The organism is Comamonas halotolerans (genome assembly GCF_030162935.1).
Taxonomy (GTDB): Bacteria; Pseudomonadota; Gammaproteobacteria; order Burkholderiales; family Burkholderiaceae_C; genus Comamonas; species Comamonas halotolerans.
In genome coordinates this window covers 657,128-671,993 of the sequence record NZ_JASAUZ010000001.1, presented here as the reverse complement: position 1 = coordinate 671,993, position 14,866 = coordinate 657,128, and the positions used below count along the sequence as shown (strand labels likewise).

The following is a 14,866-nucleotide window of genomic DNA, read 5'->3' as shown; positions in this document are numbered from 1 at the left end:
TTGCGATGTTTAGCTTAAACCCTATAAGTGTTAACCCTAGAATCAAGGAACGACTGCGCCACACTGTGTTCGCTCTTGTCCAAGCTCACCCGCCAGGAACAAGAAATACAAAAGCCCCATTACCGTGGAAGCCAGAAGAACAGTCCAGTCTTGCCTTTAAGCATCTCTATCCGTTGCCGCGGCTCAAGCGCTGTCTGACCTCTTGTAACTGGAAAGACAACCCAATGAGTAAGCATCCCAATGCACAAGCCCACCAAGTGGCGGGCGGAGCACACCATCGTCCCTTGAATCGGGATGATTACAAAACTCTCAGCCTGTCTGCTTTGGGCGGCACGCTGGAGTTCTACGACTTCGTCGTTTTCGTATTCTTTGCCAATGTGATTGGCACCTTGTTTTTCCCTGCAGACATGCCGGACTGGCTGCGCCAGCTGCAAACCTTGGGGATTTTCGCTGCAGGTTATCTGGCGCGTCCATTGGGCGGCATCATCATCGCCCACTATGGCGACAAAATTGGCCGCAAGAAGATGTTTACGCTGTCCATCTTCCTGATGGCAGTGCCTACTTTGGTCATCGGTCTGCTGCCGACCTATGCCACCATTGGTATTGCCGCCCCAATTTTGTTGTTGCTCATGCGTGTGTTGCAAGGCGCTGCAATCGGTGGAGAAATGCCGGGAGCATGGGTGTTTGTGGCCGAGCACTCGCCAGCAAAGAACTATGGGCTGGCCATTGGTACGCTGACTTCAGGCATCACCGGAGGGATTTTCCTGGGCTCCATTTTTGGCGTGTGGCTCAATAGCAATTACACCCAGGCGGAGATTCATGACTGGGCTTGGCGCATGCCTTTCATCGTTGGTGGTGTGCTGGGTCTGGTGTCGGTCTACCTGCGTCGCTTTCTGCATGAAACTCCCTTGTTCCAAGACCTGCAAAAACGCAAAGCTGCAGACGCGGAGTTGCCCATCAAGACCATCTTGCGTGAACACAAACAGGCTTGCTGGCTGGTTGCGTTGATGACCTGGGTTCTCTCCACAGCTGTGGTGGTGGTGGTTTTGTTCACCCCATCCTATTTGCAGAAGGTTTTCCAGATCGCACCGGCAGAAGCTATGACGGCCAACGCTGTAGCGACGGTGACGCTGACCCTGGGTTGCGTGTTCTGGGGGTGGCTGAATGACAAGATCGGCACGAAGTGGACCATGGTGCTGGGCTGGGGAGGGATGACGGTGACGGCCTATATCTTCTACCTCGGTTTGCCCGGTCAAGAAACTCTGGTCGCTCGCTATGCGCTGGTAGGATTTTTTGTAGGGTCCATTTCGCTGCTGCCCATCGTGGGTGTACGCGCATTCCCGGTTGCCGTTCGTTTTACCGGTCTGTCTTTTGCGTACAACATGGCTTACGCGGTATTCGGCGGTCTGACTCCCATGCTGGTTTCTGTATGGCAGCAAGTGGATGTAATGGCTCCTGCGCATTACGTGGCCGCCATGGGTGTGCTGGGGGCAGCCATCGGCTTCTTCTGGCCCATGGCATCTCGTGGCTGGACACCGAAAATCCAAGGCTGATCATTGTTTGATTGCGCCGACAAAGGGGAGCTGCAGCTTCCCTTTTTTGTGCCTGCATACTTTATGGATGTGACCTGCTTGGCACAATCACAAACTATATGATTCAGCGACAAGATCTTCTCTCTCATTTCGATGGCCTGCTGCAGCCCGAGCGTTTCAAAGACTACGGACCTAATGGTCTGCAAGTAGAGGGTAAGGCCGAAATTCGCCACATTGTCAGCGGTGTCACGGCAAGCCGTGCCTTGATCGAGGCGGCCATTGCTGACAAGGCGGATGCCATTTTTGTGCACCACGGTCTTTTTTGGCGGGGTATGGATGGCCGTATCACCGGCTGGATGAAAGAGCGCATTCGCTTGTTGCTGGCGTATGACATCAATTTGTTTGCCTATCACCTGCCACTGGATGCGCACCAAGAGTTGGGCAACAACGCGCAACTGGGTGCCCGATTGGGGCTGCAATTTGATGCCACTTTCGGTGAGCAAGCACTGGGCATGATAGGGAGCGGTGAGTTTGCGAATGCAGATGCACTTGCAGCCTATGTGCAGCAGGTTTTGGGCCGCAGTGTCACCTGTGTGAGTGGCGCTGAGGATCGATCCATCCGTCGTGTAGCCTGGTGCACGGGAGGCGCTCAGGGGTTCTTTGAAAGCGCCTTGGCCGCAGGGGCGGACGCCTATATCACCGGGGAGATTTCAGAGCCTCAAGCACATTTGGCACGGGAGACAGGGAGCACATTCATTGCGGCAGGTCATCACGCGACGGAGCGTTATGGTGCACCAGCAGTAGTTGAACATGTGGCGCAGCAATTGGGGCTGACGCACCGCTTCATTGAAATCGATAATCCGGCATAAGTTAAGCCTTGTGGGTGCTAGCTGTATCCGCATAAAAGGAATGGGTATGCAACCACAAAAAGCCATTGCAATCACCCAGGGTGACAGTGCAGGCATTGGGCCTGAAATCATTGCCAAGGCGTTCCGCTCAGAAGCTGCTCTGATGCGAGGCTGCTTCGTGGCCGGAGATCTGGCTGTCATGCGCCGTGCAGCGCAGGCTATCTTGAAGGAGGGTAGTGCCCATCTTCCCGTGGCTGTCATCGCGTCGCCCGAAGAGGCTTGGAAAGTGCCACTTCGCTGCATACCGGTGCTGCAATTAGCAGATATGCCTGCCCCATCGCCCTGGGGACGCATCAGCGCAGATGCAGGACGTGGCGCCGCCTTGAGTGTGCAATGGGCTGCACGTGCAGCGTTGCGCGGAGAAATCGCTGCGTTGGTGACTGCGCCGCTGCACAAGGAAGCGTTGCATGCGGCGGGCGTGACCTTTCCTGGTCATACTGAACTGCTGCAGGCGGAGGCGGCGCAGCATGCGGGAGTCGCCCTGTCAGACATGCCGGTGCGCATGATGCTCGCAAACAACCAGCTGCGCACGGTATTGGTGAGCATTCATGTGCCATTGCGCAGGGCCATTGAGTTGGTGACGCAGGAGAATATTCTCCAAACTTTGCGCATTACACATGAAGCCTTGCAGCGCATGCTTGGGCGCTCGCCCTGTATTGGTGTGGCTGGATTGAATCCCCATGCGGGAGAAGGTGGGTTGTTCGGTTGGGAAGAGCAGGAAATCATCGCACCTGCTGTAGCGGCAGCGCAGGCGCAAGGTATTCATGCAAAAGGTCCATTTCCGCCCGACACTATCTTTATGCGCGCAAGAGATGTTGATGATCATGCAGGGGAATTCGACGTGGTGTTGGCGATGTACCACGACCAAGGGTTGATACCGATCAAATATTTGGGTGTTGAGCAAGGGGTGAATGTGACCTTGGGTTTACCGCTGGTACGAACCAGTCCAGATCACGGTACAGCTTTTGATGTCGCGGGGCAGGGTATAGCCGATGCGTCGAGTTTTATTGAAGCGGTGCGGATGGCTCGGCAGCTATCACTGCCGTATTGAACACAAAGGCCGCACCATGTGGTGCGGCCTCAAAAAAAATCTGGCGGCCTGATGCTGCGTCGCTCCTGCAGAGCAGACTGAATCAACGGCGCAATTGATCGCGAATTTCACGCAATAGCAGCACTTCTTCTGGTGTGACTTCTGGCGCAGGAGCTGCAGGGGGAGCTTCGCGCTTCAAACGATTGATTTGCTTGATCATTATGAAAATGATGAAGGCCAGGATGATGAAATTCACTGCGACGGTAATAAAGTTACCATAGGCAAAAACCGGCACCCCGGCTTCCTGGAGGGCAGCCAAAGTACGTGGTGTGCCAGCAGGAATCTCACCCAAAACTACAAACAGGTTCGAGAAATCGAGCTTGCCAAACACCATGCCTACAACCGGCATGATCAGGTCTTTCACGACCGAATCGACGATCTTGCCGAAGGCTCCGCCAATGATGACACCGACCGCCAAGTCGATGACATTGCCCTTGACCGCGAACTCGCGGAATTCCTGCATCATTCCCATAAACCCACTCCAAACTTTCATTGAGATACGGCATATTGCGTGATCTAACGCAAGAAGCGTGTCAGACGCGTGCTTGGATTACTGAATTACGCTCCGCTACAATTTCTCGATTGTCCTTATACCTAGCGATGTTTTTGTCGAGGATCCCCATGAGTGAAACACCTGTCGACTCCAGCAAACGGACGTGGATCATCACGTCTGCGTGTGCTGGCGCGGTAGGCGGCGTGGCTGCCGCTGTCCCTTTTGTCAGCACCTTCCAGCCTTCTGAAAAGGCCAAGGCAGCGGGTGCTGCGGTGGAAGTTGATATCTCTGCCCTTGAACCAGGCCAAAAACTTACCGTCGAGTGGCGCGGCAAGCCTGTTTGGATCATCAAACGCACCAAAGAGCAACTTGATGATCTGTCCAGCTTGGATGGTCAGTTGGCCGATCCAAATTCGGAGCGTAACCCTGCGGAATTCACACCTGAATACGCGCGCAATACGTGGCGTTCCATCAAGCCAGAAGTGTTGGTCTGTGTTGGCATCTGCACGCACTTGGGCTGCTCTCCTTCCGACAAGTTCCAGACAGGCGCTCAGCCTTCCCTGCCGGCCGACTGGAAAGGTGGTTTCTTTTGCCCATGCCACGGCTCCACCTTCGATATGGCTGGCCGTGTCTTCAAAAACAAGCCTGCTCCAGACAATCTGGAGGTCCCACCGCATATGTACCTGACGGAGACGAAACTCCTGATTGGTGAAGATAAGGCTTGAGGGAGTTAAAACGACATGGCCCACGAATTCAAAGACATCGACCCGAACGCACCGACTGGTGCCAAGGTGACGAACTGGTTCGAGAACCGCTTTCCTACGGCATTCTCGGCATACAAGGTTCACATGTCGGAGTACTACGCTCCGAAGAACTTTAACTTCTGGTACATCTTCGGCTCACTGGCGCTATTGGTGCTGGTGATCCAGATCGTGACCGGCATTTTTCTGGTCATGCACTACAAACCTGATGCGGAAAAAGCATTCGCCTCGGTGGAATACATCATGCGTGATGTGCCGTGGGGCTGGCTGATCCGCTATATGCACTCCACAGGCGCATCAGCGTTCTTTGTGGTGGTGTATTTGCACATGTTCCGAGGTCTTCTGTATGGTTCCTACCGCAAACCGCGTGAACTTGTCTGGATCTTCGGTTGTGCAATTTTCCTGGCGCTGATGGCGGAAGCTTTCATGGGCTATTTGCTGCCTTGGGGGCAGATGTCTTACTGGGGCGCGCAGGTGATCGTGAACCTGTTTGCTGCGGTACCTTTCGTTGGGCCTGATCTGGCGCTGCTGATTCGCGGTGACTATGTGGTGGGTGATGCGACGCTGAACCGCTTCTTCAGCTTCCACGTGATCGCTGTGCCTCTGGTGCTGCTAGGCCTGGTGGTCGCGCACTTGCTGGCTTTGCACGATGTGGGCTCCAACAATCCCGATGGTGTGGAAATCAAGGCGCCTAACGCTCCCAAGGATGCAAACGGCAATCCTCTGGACGGAATTCCCTTCCATCCCTACTACACCGTGCACGATATCTTTGGTGTGGCCGTGTTCCTGTTTCTGTTCTCGGCTGTTGTGTTCTTTGCGCCTGAGTTCGGCGGCTACTTCCTGGAATACAACAACTTCATTCCTGCCGATCCGCTGAAGACGCCTTTGCACATTGCGCCTGTGTGGTACTTCACGCCGTTTTACTCCATGCTGCGTGCAATCACCAGTGAGATGATGTACGCGCTGATTGCCTGTGTGGTGTTGGCTGCACTGTTTGGGGTTTTCAAGTCCAAGCTGGCTGGCTTGTTCAAGCTGGTGATTGTGGGTGCTGCAGCTGTTGTTGTGGCGCTGATGATGGCCATTGACGCCAAATTCTGGGGCGTTGTGGTGATGGGCGGTGCGGTGGTGATTTTGTTTGCGCTGCCATGGCTGGATATGAGCCCTGTGAAGTCCATCCGCTACCGCCCAAGCTGGCACAAGTATATGTACGCGGTGTTTGTGGTGAATTTCCTGATCCTGGGTTATCTGGGTGTTCAACCTCCATCGCCGATTGGTGAGCGCGTCTCGCAAGTGGGCACCTTGTTTTACTTTGGCTTCTTCTTGCTGATGCCTTGGTGGAGCCAGTTGGGTACGCCCAAGGCTGTGCCTGATCGTGTGACTTTCAAGCCTCACTGAGCTAGGAGCGAAGAACAATGAAAAAACTGATCCTCACGCTGGTCGCGGCGCTTGGTATTGTTGGAGGTGCCTATGCCGCAGAGGGCGGCTTGGTGCACCTTGACAAGGCGCCGGTGGATACGACCAACCAAGCTTCACTGCAAAATGGCGCCAAACTGTTTGTGAATTACTGTCTGGGCTGCCACTCTGCTGCATTCATGCGCTACAACCGTTTGCAAGACATCGGTTTGAGCGAGCAGGAAATCAAAGACAACCTGCTCTTCACCACTGACAAGGTGGGTGAAACCATGATCTCCGCGATTGACCCCAAGCAGGCGAAAAACTGGTTTGGTGCCAACCCGCCCGACTTGACCGTGATTGCTCGTTCGCGCGCAGGAATGGGTGGTACGGGGGCTGACTATCTGTACACTTTCCTGCGTACGTTCTATCGCGACGATGAAAAGGCCACTGGCTGGAACAACCTGGTGTTCCCTTCTGTAGGCATGCCGCATGCGTTGTGGCAATTGCAAGGTGAACGCCGTGCGATCATCGAGGATGTCGAGGTAAATGGACAAAACACCCAAGTGTTCAAGGGCTGGGAAACCATCTCTCAGGGCACAATGAGCGCACAAGAGTACGATCAGCAAGTTGGAGATTTGGTCAACTTCCTGCAATGGATGGGTGAACCAGCCCAAAATACCCGTATTCGCGTCGGTGTTGGCGTCTTGATCTTCCTGGGCATCTTTATTCTGATTACCTGGAGATTGAACGCTGCATTCTGGAAAGACGTCAAATAAATAGACAGTCTGTTGTCGCTTTGTGTTTCGGCGCAGAGCGGTTCGGCCTTAGTGGAGTGGGCGCTTTTTGGGGCGTCCCACTCTTTTTGATTTTTAGGAGCTTCCGCCATGATGGTGCTTTATTCGGGAACGACTTGCCCATATTCCCACCGCTGCCGCTTTGTGCTGTTCGAAAAGGGAATGGACTTCGAAATTCGTGATGTGGACTTGTACAACAAGCCTGAAGAAATCGCGGCGATGAACCCCTATGGGCAAGTTCCAATCTTGGTCGAGCGTGACTTGATCCTGTACGAGTCGAACATCATCAACGAGTACATTGATGAGCGCTTCCCTCATCCCCAACTGATGCCCGGTGACCCGGTTGACAGGGCTCGCGTGCGCCTGTTCCTGCTGAACTTCGAAAAAGAGCTGTTCGTGCACGTGAACACGCTGGAGCAACGCAACGTTAAGGGCAATGAAAAGGAAGTGGAGAAGGCGCGTCAACACATTCGCGACCGCCTGACACAACTGGCCCCCGTGTTCCTGAAAAACAAGTACATGTTGGGTGAAGGCTTCTCCATGCTGGACGTTGCAATCGCTCCGTTGCTGTGGCGCCTGGATTACTACGGTATCGAGCTGAGCAAGAATGCAGCTCCTTTGCTGAAGTATGCCGAGCGCATCTTCTCGCGCCCAGCCTATATTGAGGCACTGACACCTTCCGAGAAGGTGATGCGTAAGTAATTGCGCCTATGCTGCGCTCTCCTTTTTTGCTGTTTGCCGGAATTTGTACATGAACGAGCCAACCACCACATCCACACGGCCGTACCTGATTCGTGCCCTCCATGAGTGGTGCACCGACAACGGTTTGACTCCCTATTTGGCGGTCAAGGTGGATCGTTCTGTGCAAGTGCCCCGTGAGTTTGTGAAGGATGGAGAGATTGTGCTCAACGTCAGCTATGACGCGACAGGCAATCTCCAGCTGGGCAATGAATACATTGAGTTCAAAGCCCGGTTCGGAGGAAAGCCGCGCGAGATCATGGTGCCGGTGGAGCGTGTCCAGGCAATTTATGCGCGTGAATCGGGCCAGGGTATGTCTTTCCCCGTGATTGATGACCTGCTGTCCGAAGTGCCGGATGATGCCTCTGCGCTCAGTATGGGTGATGTGTCTGATGATGATGCTGCGCATGAGTCAGAGGTCATTGACGCTACGCCCGCTCAGGTGATGCAACTGGTTCCGTCCAGTGGCAAGTCTGCAGAGCCTGGTGATGATGACGAGCCCCGTCCGCCAGTCGGTGGCGCAGGTCGCCCTGCGCTAAAGCGTGTGAAATAAGCGGAATTTCTTTAAGGGCGCGAAATTTGTATTAGAATCGCGGTCTTCGCCGGTTTAGCTCAGTTGGTAGAGCACCCGCCTTGTAAGCGGTAGGTCGTCAGTTCGAATCCGACAACCGGCACCATTTCAGGTGCTTTTTGCGAAGTACCTTGTCCCATCGGCAGCCTTACGGCATTGTGATGTGGACCGCCGGTTTAGCTCAGTTGGTAGAGCACCCGCCTTGTAAGCGGTAGGTCGTCAGTTCGAATCCGACAACCGGCACCATTTCTGATTGAAGATGTAGACCCTACGGGTCTTTTTTTTCGCCTGCAGCTTACACAGGGCTTTGCCAGGGCGTCGCGCTGAGGACTTTGAGCTGAATGCTTTGAACATTCCAACCCTTGGTACGCAGGTGTGCTTCAAGACTGGGTAGCAGGTAGCGTATCTTGGTGGCTGCAGCGTTGTTCTTAATGATCAGGCACCAAACGCTGCCTTCGATAGGGCCCGCTTTGACGCTGTTGCGCAGGCTTGGCGGCAGCAGCGGCTCAATGGCTTTCATGCGCGCATTGGCCTCGCGTGCCTGGCTCACCAATTGAGACAGGGCTGGCGAAGACTGGGCGGCTTGCTCCAGTGTGATGGCGAAATGGCGGCGCGAAGACATGGCGATATGTGGTCGGATAGTTTGCGCATTATCAGTCTGCTGTGTTACTTGTGGGCTTGCAGGGATTCGCAGTTGGTGCCAAAGCGCAAGCGGCAGTTAGAATCAATTTTTGGCTTTCAGTGGCAACAACTCTTGTTTTTGCGCTGAGTGAGCCCATCTGCATGGCAACTCTATTAGGGATTTGGCCGCTTCCAGGGTCCAAGAGGCACTGGTGAGCGGCTTCCGTTCGCATGGTCAATATTCTCACCAAACTTTTCGGCAGCCGTAACGACCGGCTTCTCAAGCAGTACCGCAAGACGGTGGCACGCATCAATGCGATGGAGCCTGAGCTGGAAAAGCTCGATGACCAAACCTTGAAGGCCAAGACGCAGGAATTCAAAGATCGTCTGACCAAAGGAGAATCCCTGGACGACTTACTGCCCGAAGCATTTGCCGTGGTGCGTGAAGCATCCAAGCGTGTCATGAAGATGCGCCATTTCGATGTGCAACTGATGGGGGGTATGGCGTTGCACCAGGGCAAGATCTCCGAAATGCGCACTGGTGAGGGCAAGACCCTGACCTCTACGCTGCCCGTGTACCTCAATGCGCTGACAGGCGACGGTGTGCACGTCGTGACGGTCAATGACTATCTGGCCAGCCGTGATGCAGAAACCATGCGTCCGCTCTACAACTATCTGGGCTTGTCGGTGGGTGTGAACCTGCCTCAAGCAGCCCGCGAAGACAAGCAGCTGGCATATCTGGCGGACATCACCTACGGTACCAACAACGAATACGGGTTTGACTACCTGCGCGACAACATGGTCTATGACAAGGCCGATCGGGTGCAGCGTGGGCTGAACTTTGCCATCGTTGACGAGGTGGACTCCATCCTGATTGATGAGGCGCGCACCCCATTGATCATTTCGGGGCAGGCCGACGACAACACGGCCATGTATCAGGCGATCAACCAGTTGGCCCCTCAACTGGTGCGTCAAGAAGGCGAAGCAGATCCTCGCACTGGTGAAGGTGTTACCAAGCCTGGTGATTTCACAGTGGATGAGAAAAGCCACCAAGTGTTCCTGACCGAAGATGGTCACGAAAAAGCGGAAGGCATCTTGTCGGCAGCAGGCCTGCTGCCTGAGGGAGCGTCGCTCTATGACCCTTCGAACATTGCCCTGGTGCACCATCTTTATGCGGCACTGCGTGCACACCACATTTACCACCGTGACCAGCACTACGTGGTGCAAAACGGGGAGGTGGTGATCGTGGACGAGTTCACGGGACGTTTGATGTCGGGGCGCCGCTGGAGCGATGGCTTGCATCAAGCAGTCGAAGCCAAGGAAGGTGTGGCGATTCAGGCTGAAAACCAGACCATGGCTTCCATCACATTCCAGAACTACTTCCGCCTTTACAACAAGCTGTCAGGCATGACGGGTACGGCGGATACGGAAGCTTTTGAATTCCAGAGTATTTATGGCCTGGAAACCGTGGTGATTCCACCCAACAAGCCCAGCAAGCGAGAGGATCAGCTGGACCGCGTCTACAAGACGACCAACGAAAAGTACAACGCGGCCATTGAAGACATTCGCGAATGCCATGGCCGTGGCCAGCCCGTGTTGGTGGGAACCACCTCGATTGAAAACTCGGAAATCATTGACGAGTTGCTGACCAAGGCTGGTTTGCCGCACCAGGTGCTGAATGCCAAGCAGCACGCCAAGGAGGCGGACATCATCGCCCAGGCAGGCCGCAAGGGCATGATCACCATTGCAACGAATATGGCTGGCCGTGGTACCGACATTGTGCTGGGTGGCAATATCAGCAAGCAAGAGGCGCTGATTAATAGCAACGCAGAACTGGACGAGGCGACCAAGCAAGCTCAGATTGCGGAACTGCGTGCCCAATGGCAAAAGGATCACGATGAGGTGAAGGCGCTTGGAGGCTTGCGCATCATCGCGACCGAGCGCCATGAATCACGCCGTATCGACAACCAGCTGCGTGGCCGCTCTGGCCGCCAGGGGGATCCCGGTTCTTCTCGTTTCTATCTGAGTCTGGATGACCAGTTGATGCGCATTTTTGCCGGCGATCGCGTGCGTGCCATCATGGATCGCCTGAAGATGCCTGAGGGTGAGGCGATTGAAGCGGGTATCGTGACGCGTTCCATCGAGTCCGCACAACGCAAGGTGGAGGCGCGCAACTTCGACATGCGCAAGCAGTTGCTCGAATATGACGACGTGTCTAACGACCAGCGCAAGGTCATCTACCAGCAGCGCAATGAGATTCTGGACACCTCCGACCTGGGAGAGATGATCAACGTGATGCGCGAAGACTGCATTGCGGACATGGTGCGCATGTACGTGCCTGCTGAGTCCATGGAGGAGCAATGGGATCTGCCAGCTCTGGAGAAGGCGCTGGCTGACTGGCAGGTGCATGTGGATCTGCAATCCATGGTCAAGGCATCTGACTCCATCACGGACGAAGAAGTCCTGGAGGCATGCCAGAAGGCAGCGAACGATGTTTATCAAGGCAAGCTGGATTTGGTGGGCTCCGAGCAGTTCATGAACTTCCAGCGCGCTGTGTTGCTCCAAAGCTTTGACACCAACTGGCGTGACCACCTGGCTGCGTTGGACTATCTACGTCAAGGCATCCATTTGCGTGGTTTCGCGCAAAAGCAGCCCAAGCAGGAATACAAACGCGAGGCGTTCGAGTTGTTCCGACAGCTCATCGATCAGGTCAAGAATGAAGTGACACGTGTTTTGCTCACCGTGCGTATCCAGCAGCCTGAGCAGCTGGATCAAGTGGCGCAAAGTATTGAAGATCACGCTGAAAGCGTGCAGGGTGGTATGAAGTATGCGAGTGCTGATGGTGACAAGACGGATCGTTTCGAATTGCCGCCGGGCGTGCGCGTAGGCCGAAATGACCCTTGTCCATGTGGTAGCGGCGAGAAGTTCAAGAACTGCCACGGCAAGCTGAACTGATCTAAGCAAGACACTTTTGCTCAAACGACACGGGCTGTTGCCCGTGTTTTTCTTCGTATTGCGTGCAGAGGCTCCATAATTGCCCTCTCACTGTTTTTTTGGTAGGAAGACCTGCAATGTCTGTGAATTTGCCTGTTCCCGTCGCCGCTGACCTGCATCCAGTTGCCGGTGTGCGTATTGGTGTTACTGAAGCCGGTGTGCGCAAAGCCAATCGCAAAGACCTGAGTGTGTTCTTGCTCGACGAAGGTTCCAGCGTGGCAGGTGTATTCACGCAGAACCGTTACTGCGCAGCTCCAGTGCAGGTCAGCCGTGAGCATTTGGCAGTGGGCAAGGGTATTCGTGCGATGGTGATTAACACCGGCAATGCCAATGCAGGCACCGGTGCAGCAGGTCTAGCGAATGCACGTGCGACCTGCGCGGCTCTGGCCAAGGAGCTGGGCGTTCAGCCTGAGCAGGTTCTGCCATTTTCAACCGGTGTAATTATGGAAGAGTTGCCGGTGGAGCGTATCGTGGCGGGGTTGCCTGCAGCAATTGCCGCAGCCAAGGCGGATAACTGGGAGGTGGCTGCACAGGGCATCATGACCACCGATACCCAGCCCAAGGCCTATAGTCGTCAGGTGCAAGTGGATGGCAAGACGGTCAGCATTACCGGTATCAGCAAGGGCGCGGGCATGATCCGTCCCAATATGGCAACCATGCTGGGCTATCTGGCCACTGACGCGGCTATTGCCCCTGAGCTGCTGCAAGATTTGGTCAAAGAGCTGGCGGATGGCTCGTTCAACCGCGTGACCATTGATGGTGACACCTCGACCAATGACTCATTCGTGTTGATTGCCACGCACCAAGCAGGCAATGCACCAGTCAGTAGCTGGGACAGCTCCGATGCGAAGGCGTTGAAAGCAGCGCTGCAAGAGGTTGCTCGCCTGCTGGCACAAGCTATTGTGCGCGATGGCGAAGGTGCAACCAAGTTCATCACTGTGCAAATCGATGGAGGCAAGACCGAAGAAGAATGTCGCCTTGCTGCTTACGCCATTGCGCATTCGCCGCTGGTCAAGACAGCATTCTTTGCGTCAGACCCTAATTTGGGCCGCATCTTGGCTGCGGTGGGCTATGCAGGCATCACCGATCTGGATCAGACAAAGATTGATCTGTATCTGGACGACGTGCATGTCGTGGTCAATGGAGGCCGCAATCCTTCCTACCAAGAGGCAGATGGTCAGCGCGTGATGAAGCAGCAGGAAATCACCGTGCGTGTAAACCTGGGGCGTGGCAACGCGTCGCAGACAGTGTGGACGTGTGACTTTAGCCATGAGTACGTGACCATCAATGCCGACTATCGCTCCTGATGAAGGCGGCGTTGCACGATGCCCAGATGGGTTGGATGCTGTACAACGCTGGATGTGATCTGAAGGAGCCTGTGGCTCCTTTTGCTTTTAGGACCTGCTAGGTGTGGCAATCGTTTGGTGTGCAAGGATTTCGACGGGAAATGATTTGAATTCCTTGTTCTTGAATCTTAGGCAGCTATCAAAAATTAATGATGGAGACAAAGCAGTGCAAGATGTGATGAACCCTTTGGAGCGTTTGGTAGAGCGGGCAGAGCAGTTGATGCAGCGCATCGAGTCGGTGCTGCCCCAGCCTTTGCAAGCCCCTGCAGATTGGAGTGCAGCCATCGCCTGGCGCTACCGCAAGCGCGCCAATGGTTGCGGAGCGCTGGAGCCGGTGCGCCATGTGGGTGCCATGCAGCTGTCAGATCTGCAAAACATTGACACGCAAAAAGAAAAGATCGCACGCAATACCGAGCAGTTTGTGCAGGGGCGCACTGCCAACAATGTGTTGCTGACTGGAGCCCGGGGCACGGGTAAGTCGTCGTTGATTCGCGCCTGTCTGCATGCTTATGCGCCTCAAGGCCTGCGACTTATTGAGGTCGATAAGGCAGACTTGACAGACCTCCCCGATATAGTGGACGTGGTGGCAGGCCGTGCGGAGAAGTTCATCATCTATTGCGATGACTTGAGTTTTGAAGAAGGCGAGCCTGGTTACAAGGCCATGAAATCAATTCTGGATGGCTCGGTGTCGGCGGCGACGCCCAATGTGCTGGTCTATGCCACCAGCAATCGTCGGCATTTGCTGCCCGAATACATGACGGACAACCTGTCACAGTCCAAGGGAGAGAATGGAGAAATCCATCCCGGCGAGGTGGTCGAAGAGAAAATCTCGTTGTCCGAGCGTTTTGGTCTGTGGGTGAGTTTTTATCCATTCAGCCAAGATGAATACCTGCGCGTGGTGGCGCAATGGTTGCGTTCCATGGGGTTGGGAGAGTCCGCCATCAAAGCGGCGGAACCCGAAGCTTTGGTCTGGGCACTGGAGCGCGGCTCGCGCAGTGGCCGTGTCGCGCAACAGTTCGCGCGCGACTATGCGGGCCGTAGCGTGCGCGATGAGGTGTTGCGCGAGCGTATTGCGGATGTTGATGGCCTGACCGACGGTGCTGAAATTTGAGAAAGCCAGTTTTGACTGTGACTGATTCCACTTCTTCTGAACGCAAACACACCGAAGTTGCCGTGGGCGTGCTGATTCGTGAAAGTGATGGAGCTTTGCTGATCACTAGTCGCCCTGCGGGAAAACCGCGTGCGGGTTGGTGGGAGTTCCCTGGGGGAAAGCTTGAAGCAGACGAAACCGTGGAGCAGGCTCTGCGCCGTGAGTTGCAGGAGGAAATTGGTATCACCATCACCAATTGCCTGCCTTGGAAGGTGACGGAGCATGCGTACAGCCATGCCTTGGTGCGGCTGCACTGGTGCAAGATCACGCAGTGGGAGGGCGACTTTGCCATGCTGGAAGGACAGCAGATGGCATGGCAGCAGTTGCCGCTGCAGGTGCGACCAGTGCTGGAGGGATCTCTGCCCGTGTTGCAGTGGCTGAGCGAAGAGAGAGGGCTTCCTTTTGATGCCAGTGTATATGCAGCACAAGCTGTGTAAAAACGAAGTGTTCATCGTTTAGAAAAAGAAAAAGGG

General features: G+C 54.9%; 14 protein-coding genes and 2 tRNA genes. 14 read left to right on the top strand and 2 right to left on the bottom strand.

Annotation, left to right across the window (positions count from 1 at the left end; all coding sequences use genetic code 11):
- Window positions 1–224: 224 nt before the first annotated feature.
- The 3 genes from QEP11_RS03170 to pdxA all read left to right on the top strand — a co-directional run bounded on the left by QEP11_RS03170 (window position 225) and on the right by pdxA (window position 3,491).
- Entirely contained in the window at window positions 225–1,553 is a 1,329-nt protein-coding gene (locus tag QEP11_RS03170) for an MFS transporter (protein ID WP_284335121.1), read from the top strand.
- A gap of 98 nt (window positions 1,554–1,651) precedes the next feature.
- Entirely contained in the window at window positions 1,652–2,401 is a 750-nt protein-coding gene (locus tag QEP11_RS03165; protein WP_284335120.1) for a Nif3-like dinuclear metal center hexameric protein, read from the top strand.
- 46 nt (window positions 2,402–2,447) lie between these two features.
- Window positions 2,448–3,491: a 4-hydroxythreonine-4-phosphate dehydrogenase PdxA gene (pdxA, locus tag QEP11_RS03160; protein ID WP_284335119.1), complete on the top strand. Its 1,044-nt coding sequence runs from the start codon at window positions 2,448–2,450 to the stop codon at window positions 3,489–3,491.
- 82 nt (window positions 3,492–3,573) lie between these two features.
- Here the strand turns inward: pdxA and mscL are convergent, their stop codons facing one another.
- Window positions 3,574–4,002 carry a large conductance mechanosensitive channel protein MscL gene (gene mscL, locus QEP11_RS03155; RefSeq protein WP_284335118.1) on the bottom strand — a complete coding sequence of 143 codons (429 nt, stop codon included), beginning with the start codon at window positions 4,000–4,002 and terminating at the stop codon, window positions 3,574–3,576.
- A gap of 149 nt (window positions 4,003–4,151) precedes the next feature.
- On the opposite strand from mscL, the gene petA reads away from it, so the two are divergent.
- The 7 genes from petA (at window position 4,152) to QEP11_RS03120 (ending at window position 8,528) form a co-directional block, all read left to right on the top strand.
- The gene (gene petA, locus QEP11_RS03150) at window positions 4,152–4,748 is read left to right on the top strand and encodes a ubiquinol-cytochrome c reductase iron-sulfur subunit (protein WP_284335117.1); all 597 of its coding nucleotides are present in this window, start codon (window positions 4,152–4,154) and stop codon (window positions 4,746–4,748) included.
- 15 nt (window positions 4,749–4,763) lie between these two features.
- Window positions 4,764–6,179, top strand: coding sequence for a cytochrome b (locus tag QEP11_RS03145; protein ID WP_284335116.1), 1,416 nt, complete (start codon window positions 4,764–4,766; stop codon window positions 6,177–6,179).
- 17 nt (window positions 6,180–6,196) lie between these two features.
- Window positions 6,197–6,955 (top strand): cytochrome c1, encoded by a 759-nt coding sequence (locus tag QEP11_RS03140; RefSeq protein WP_284335115.1) that lies wholly within the window; start codon window positions 6,197–6,199, stop codon window positions 6,953–6,955.
- Between the two features lie 108 nt (window positions 6,956–7,063).
- Entirely contained in the window at window positions 7,064–7,675 is a 612-nt protein-coding gene (locus QEP11_RS03135) for a glutathione S-transferase N-terminal domain-containing protein (RefSeq protein ID WP_054067369.1), read from the top strand.
- A gap of 49 nt (window positions 7,676–7,724) precedes the next feature.
- Window positions 7,725–8,264 (top strand): ClpXP protease specificity-enhancing factor, encoded by a 540-nt coding sequence (locus QEP11_RS03130; protein WP_284335114.1) that lies wholly within the window; start codon window positions 7,725–7,727, stop codon window positions 8,262–8,264.
- 48 nt (window positions 8,265–8,312) lie between these two features.
- Window positions 8,313–8,388, top strand: a tRNA-Thr gene (locus QEP11_RS03125).
- A 64-nt stretch (window positions 8,389–8,452) separates the two neighbouring features.
- Window positions 8,453–8,528 (top strand) — tRNA-Thr (locus tag QEP11_RS03120).
- Between the two features lie 49 nt (window positions 8,529–8,577).
- Here the strand turns inward: QEP11_RS03120 and QEP11_RS03115 are convergent.
- Window positions 8,578–8,904 carry a hypothetical protein gene (locus QEP11_RS03115; protein WP_284335113.1) on the bottom strand — a complete coding sequence of 109 codons (327 nt, stop codon included), beginning with the start codon at window positions 8,902–8,904 and terminating at the stop codon, window positions 8,578–8,580.
- Window positions 8,905–9,134: 230 nt separating this feature from the next.
- Here QEP11_RS03115 and secA point away from each other — a divergent pair, with 230 nt between their 5' ends.
- The 4 genes from secA to QEP11_RS03095 all read left to right on the top strand — a co-directional run bounded on the left by secA (window position 9,135) and on the right by QEP11_RS03095 (window position 14,830).
- Window positions 9,135–11,858 (top strand): preprotein translocase subunit SecA, encoded by a 2,724-nt coding sequence (gene secA / locus QEP11_RS03110; RefSeq protein ID WP_284335112.1) that lies wholly within the window; start codon window positions 9,135–9,137, stop codon window positions 11,856–11,858.
- Window positions 11,859–11,974: 116 nt separating this feature from the next.
- Window positions 11,975–13,204: a bifunctional glutamate N-acetyltransferase/amino-acid acetyltransferase ArgJ gene (gene argJ / locus QEP11_RS03105; protein ID WP_284335111.1), complete on the top strand. Its 1,230-nt coding sequence runs from the start codon at window positions 11,975–11,977 to the stop codon at window positions 13,202–13,204.
- 217 nt (window positions 13,205–13,421) lie between these two features.
- Entirely contained in the window at window positions 13,422–14,354 is a 933-nt protein-coding gene (locus tag QEP11_RS03100) for an ATP-binding protein (protein WP_284335208.1), read from the top strand.
- 17 nt (window positions 14,355–14,371) lie between these two features.
- Window positions 14,372–14,830, top strand: coding sequence for a (deoxy)nucleoside triphosphate pyrophosphohydrolase (locus QEP11_RS03095; RefSeq protein ID WP_413788665.1), 459 nt, complete (start codon window positions 14,372–14,374; stop codon window positions 14,828–14,830).
- Window positions 14,831–14,866: the final 36 nt, after the last annotated feature.

Excerpts from the sequence above, each read along its gene's own strand:
- argJ (WP_284335111.1), top strand. The coding sequence starts at position 11,975 with ATGTCTGTGAATTTGCCTGTTCCCGTCGCCGCTGACCTGCATCCAGTT.
- QEP11_RS03165 (WP_284335120.1), top strand. The coding sequence starts at position 1,652 with ATGATTCAGCGACAAGATCTTCTCTCTCATTTCGATGGCCTGCTGCAG.
- secA (WP_284335112.1), top strand. The coding sequence starts at position 9,135 with ATGGTCAATATTCTCACCAAACTTTTCGGCAGCCGTAACGACCGGCTT.
- mscL (WP_284335118.1), bottom strand. The coding sequence starts at position 4,002 with ATGGGAATGATGCAGGAATTCCGCGAGTTCGCGGTCAAGGGCAATGTC.
- QEP11_RS03115 (WP_284335113.1), bottom strand. The coding sequence starts at position 8,904 with ATGTCTTCGCGCCGCCATTTCGCCATCACACTGGAGCAAGCCGCCCAG.
- QEP11_RS03170 (WP_284335121.1), top strand. The coding sequence starts at position 225 with ATGAGTAAGCATCCCAATGCACAAGCCCACCAAGTGGCGGGCGGAGCA.
- QEP11_RS03140 (WP_284335115.1), top strand. The coding sequence starts at position 6,197 with ATGAAAAAACTGATCCTCACGCTGGTCGCGGCGCTTGGTATTGTTGGA.
- QEP11_RS03130 (WP_284335114.1), top strand. The coding sequence starts at position 7,725 with ATGAACGAGCCAACCACCACATCCACACGGCCGTACCTGATTCGTGCC.
- QEP11_RS03135 (WP_054067369.1), top strand. The coding sequence starts at position 7,064 with ATGATGGTGCTTTATTCGGGAACGACTTGCCCATATTCCCACCGCTGC.
- pdxA (WP_284335119.1), top strand. The coding sequence starts at position 2,448 with ATGCAACCACAAAAAGCCATTGCAATCACCCAGGGTGACAGTGCAGGC.
- QEP11_RS03100 (WP_284335208.1), top strand. The coding sequence starts at position 13,422 with ATGAACCCTTTGGAGCGTTTGGTAGAGCGGGCAGAGCAGTTGATGCAG.
- petA (WP_284335117.1), top strand. The coding sequence starts at position 4,152 with ATGAGTGAAACACCTGTCGACTCCAGCAAACGGACGTGGATCATCACG.
- QEP11_RS03145 (WP_284335116.1), top strand. The coding sequence starts at position 4,764 with ATGGCCCACGAATTCAAAGACATCGACCCGAACGCACCGACTGGTGCC.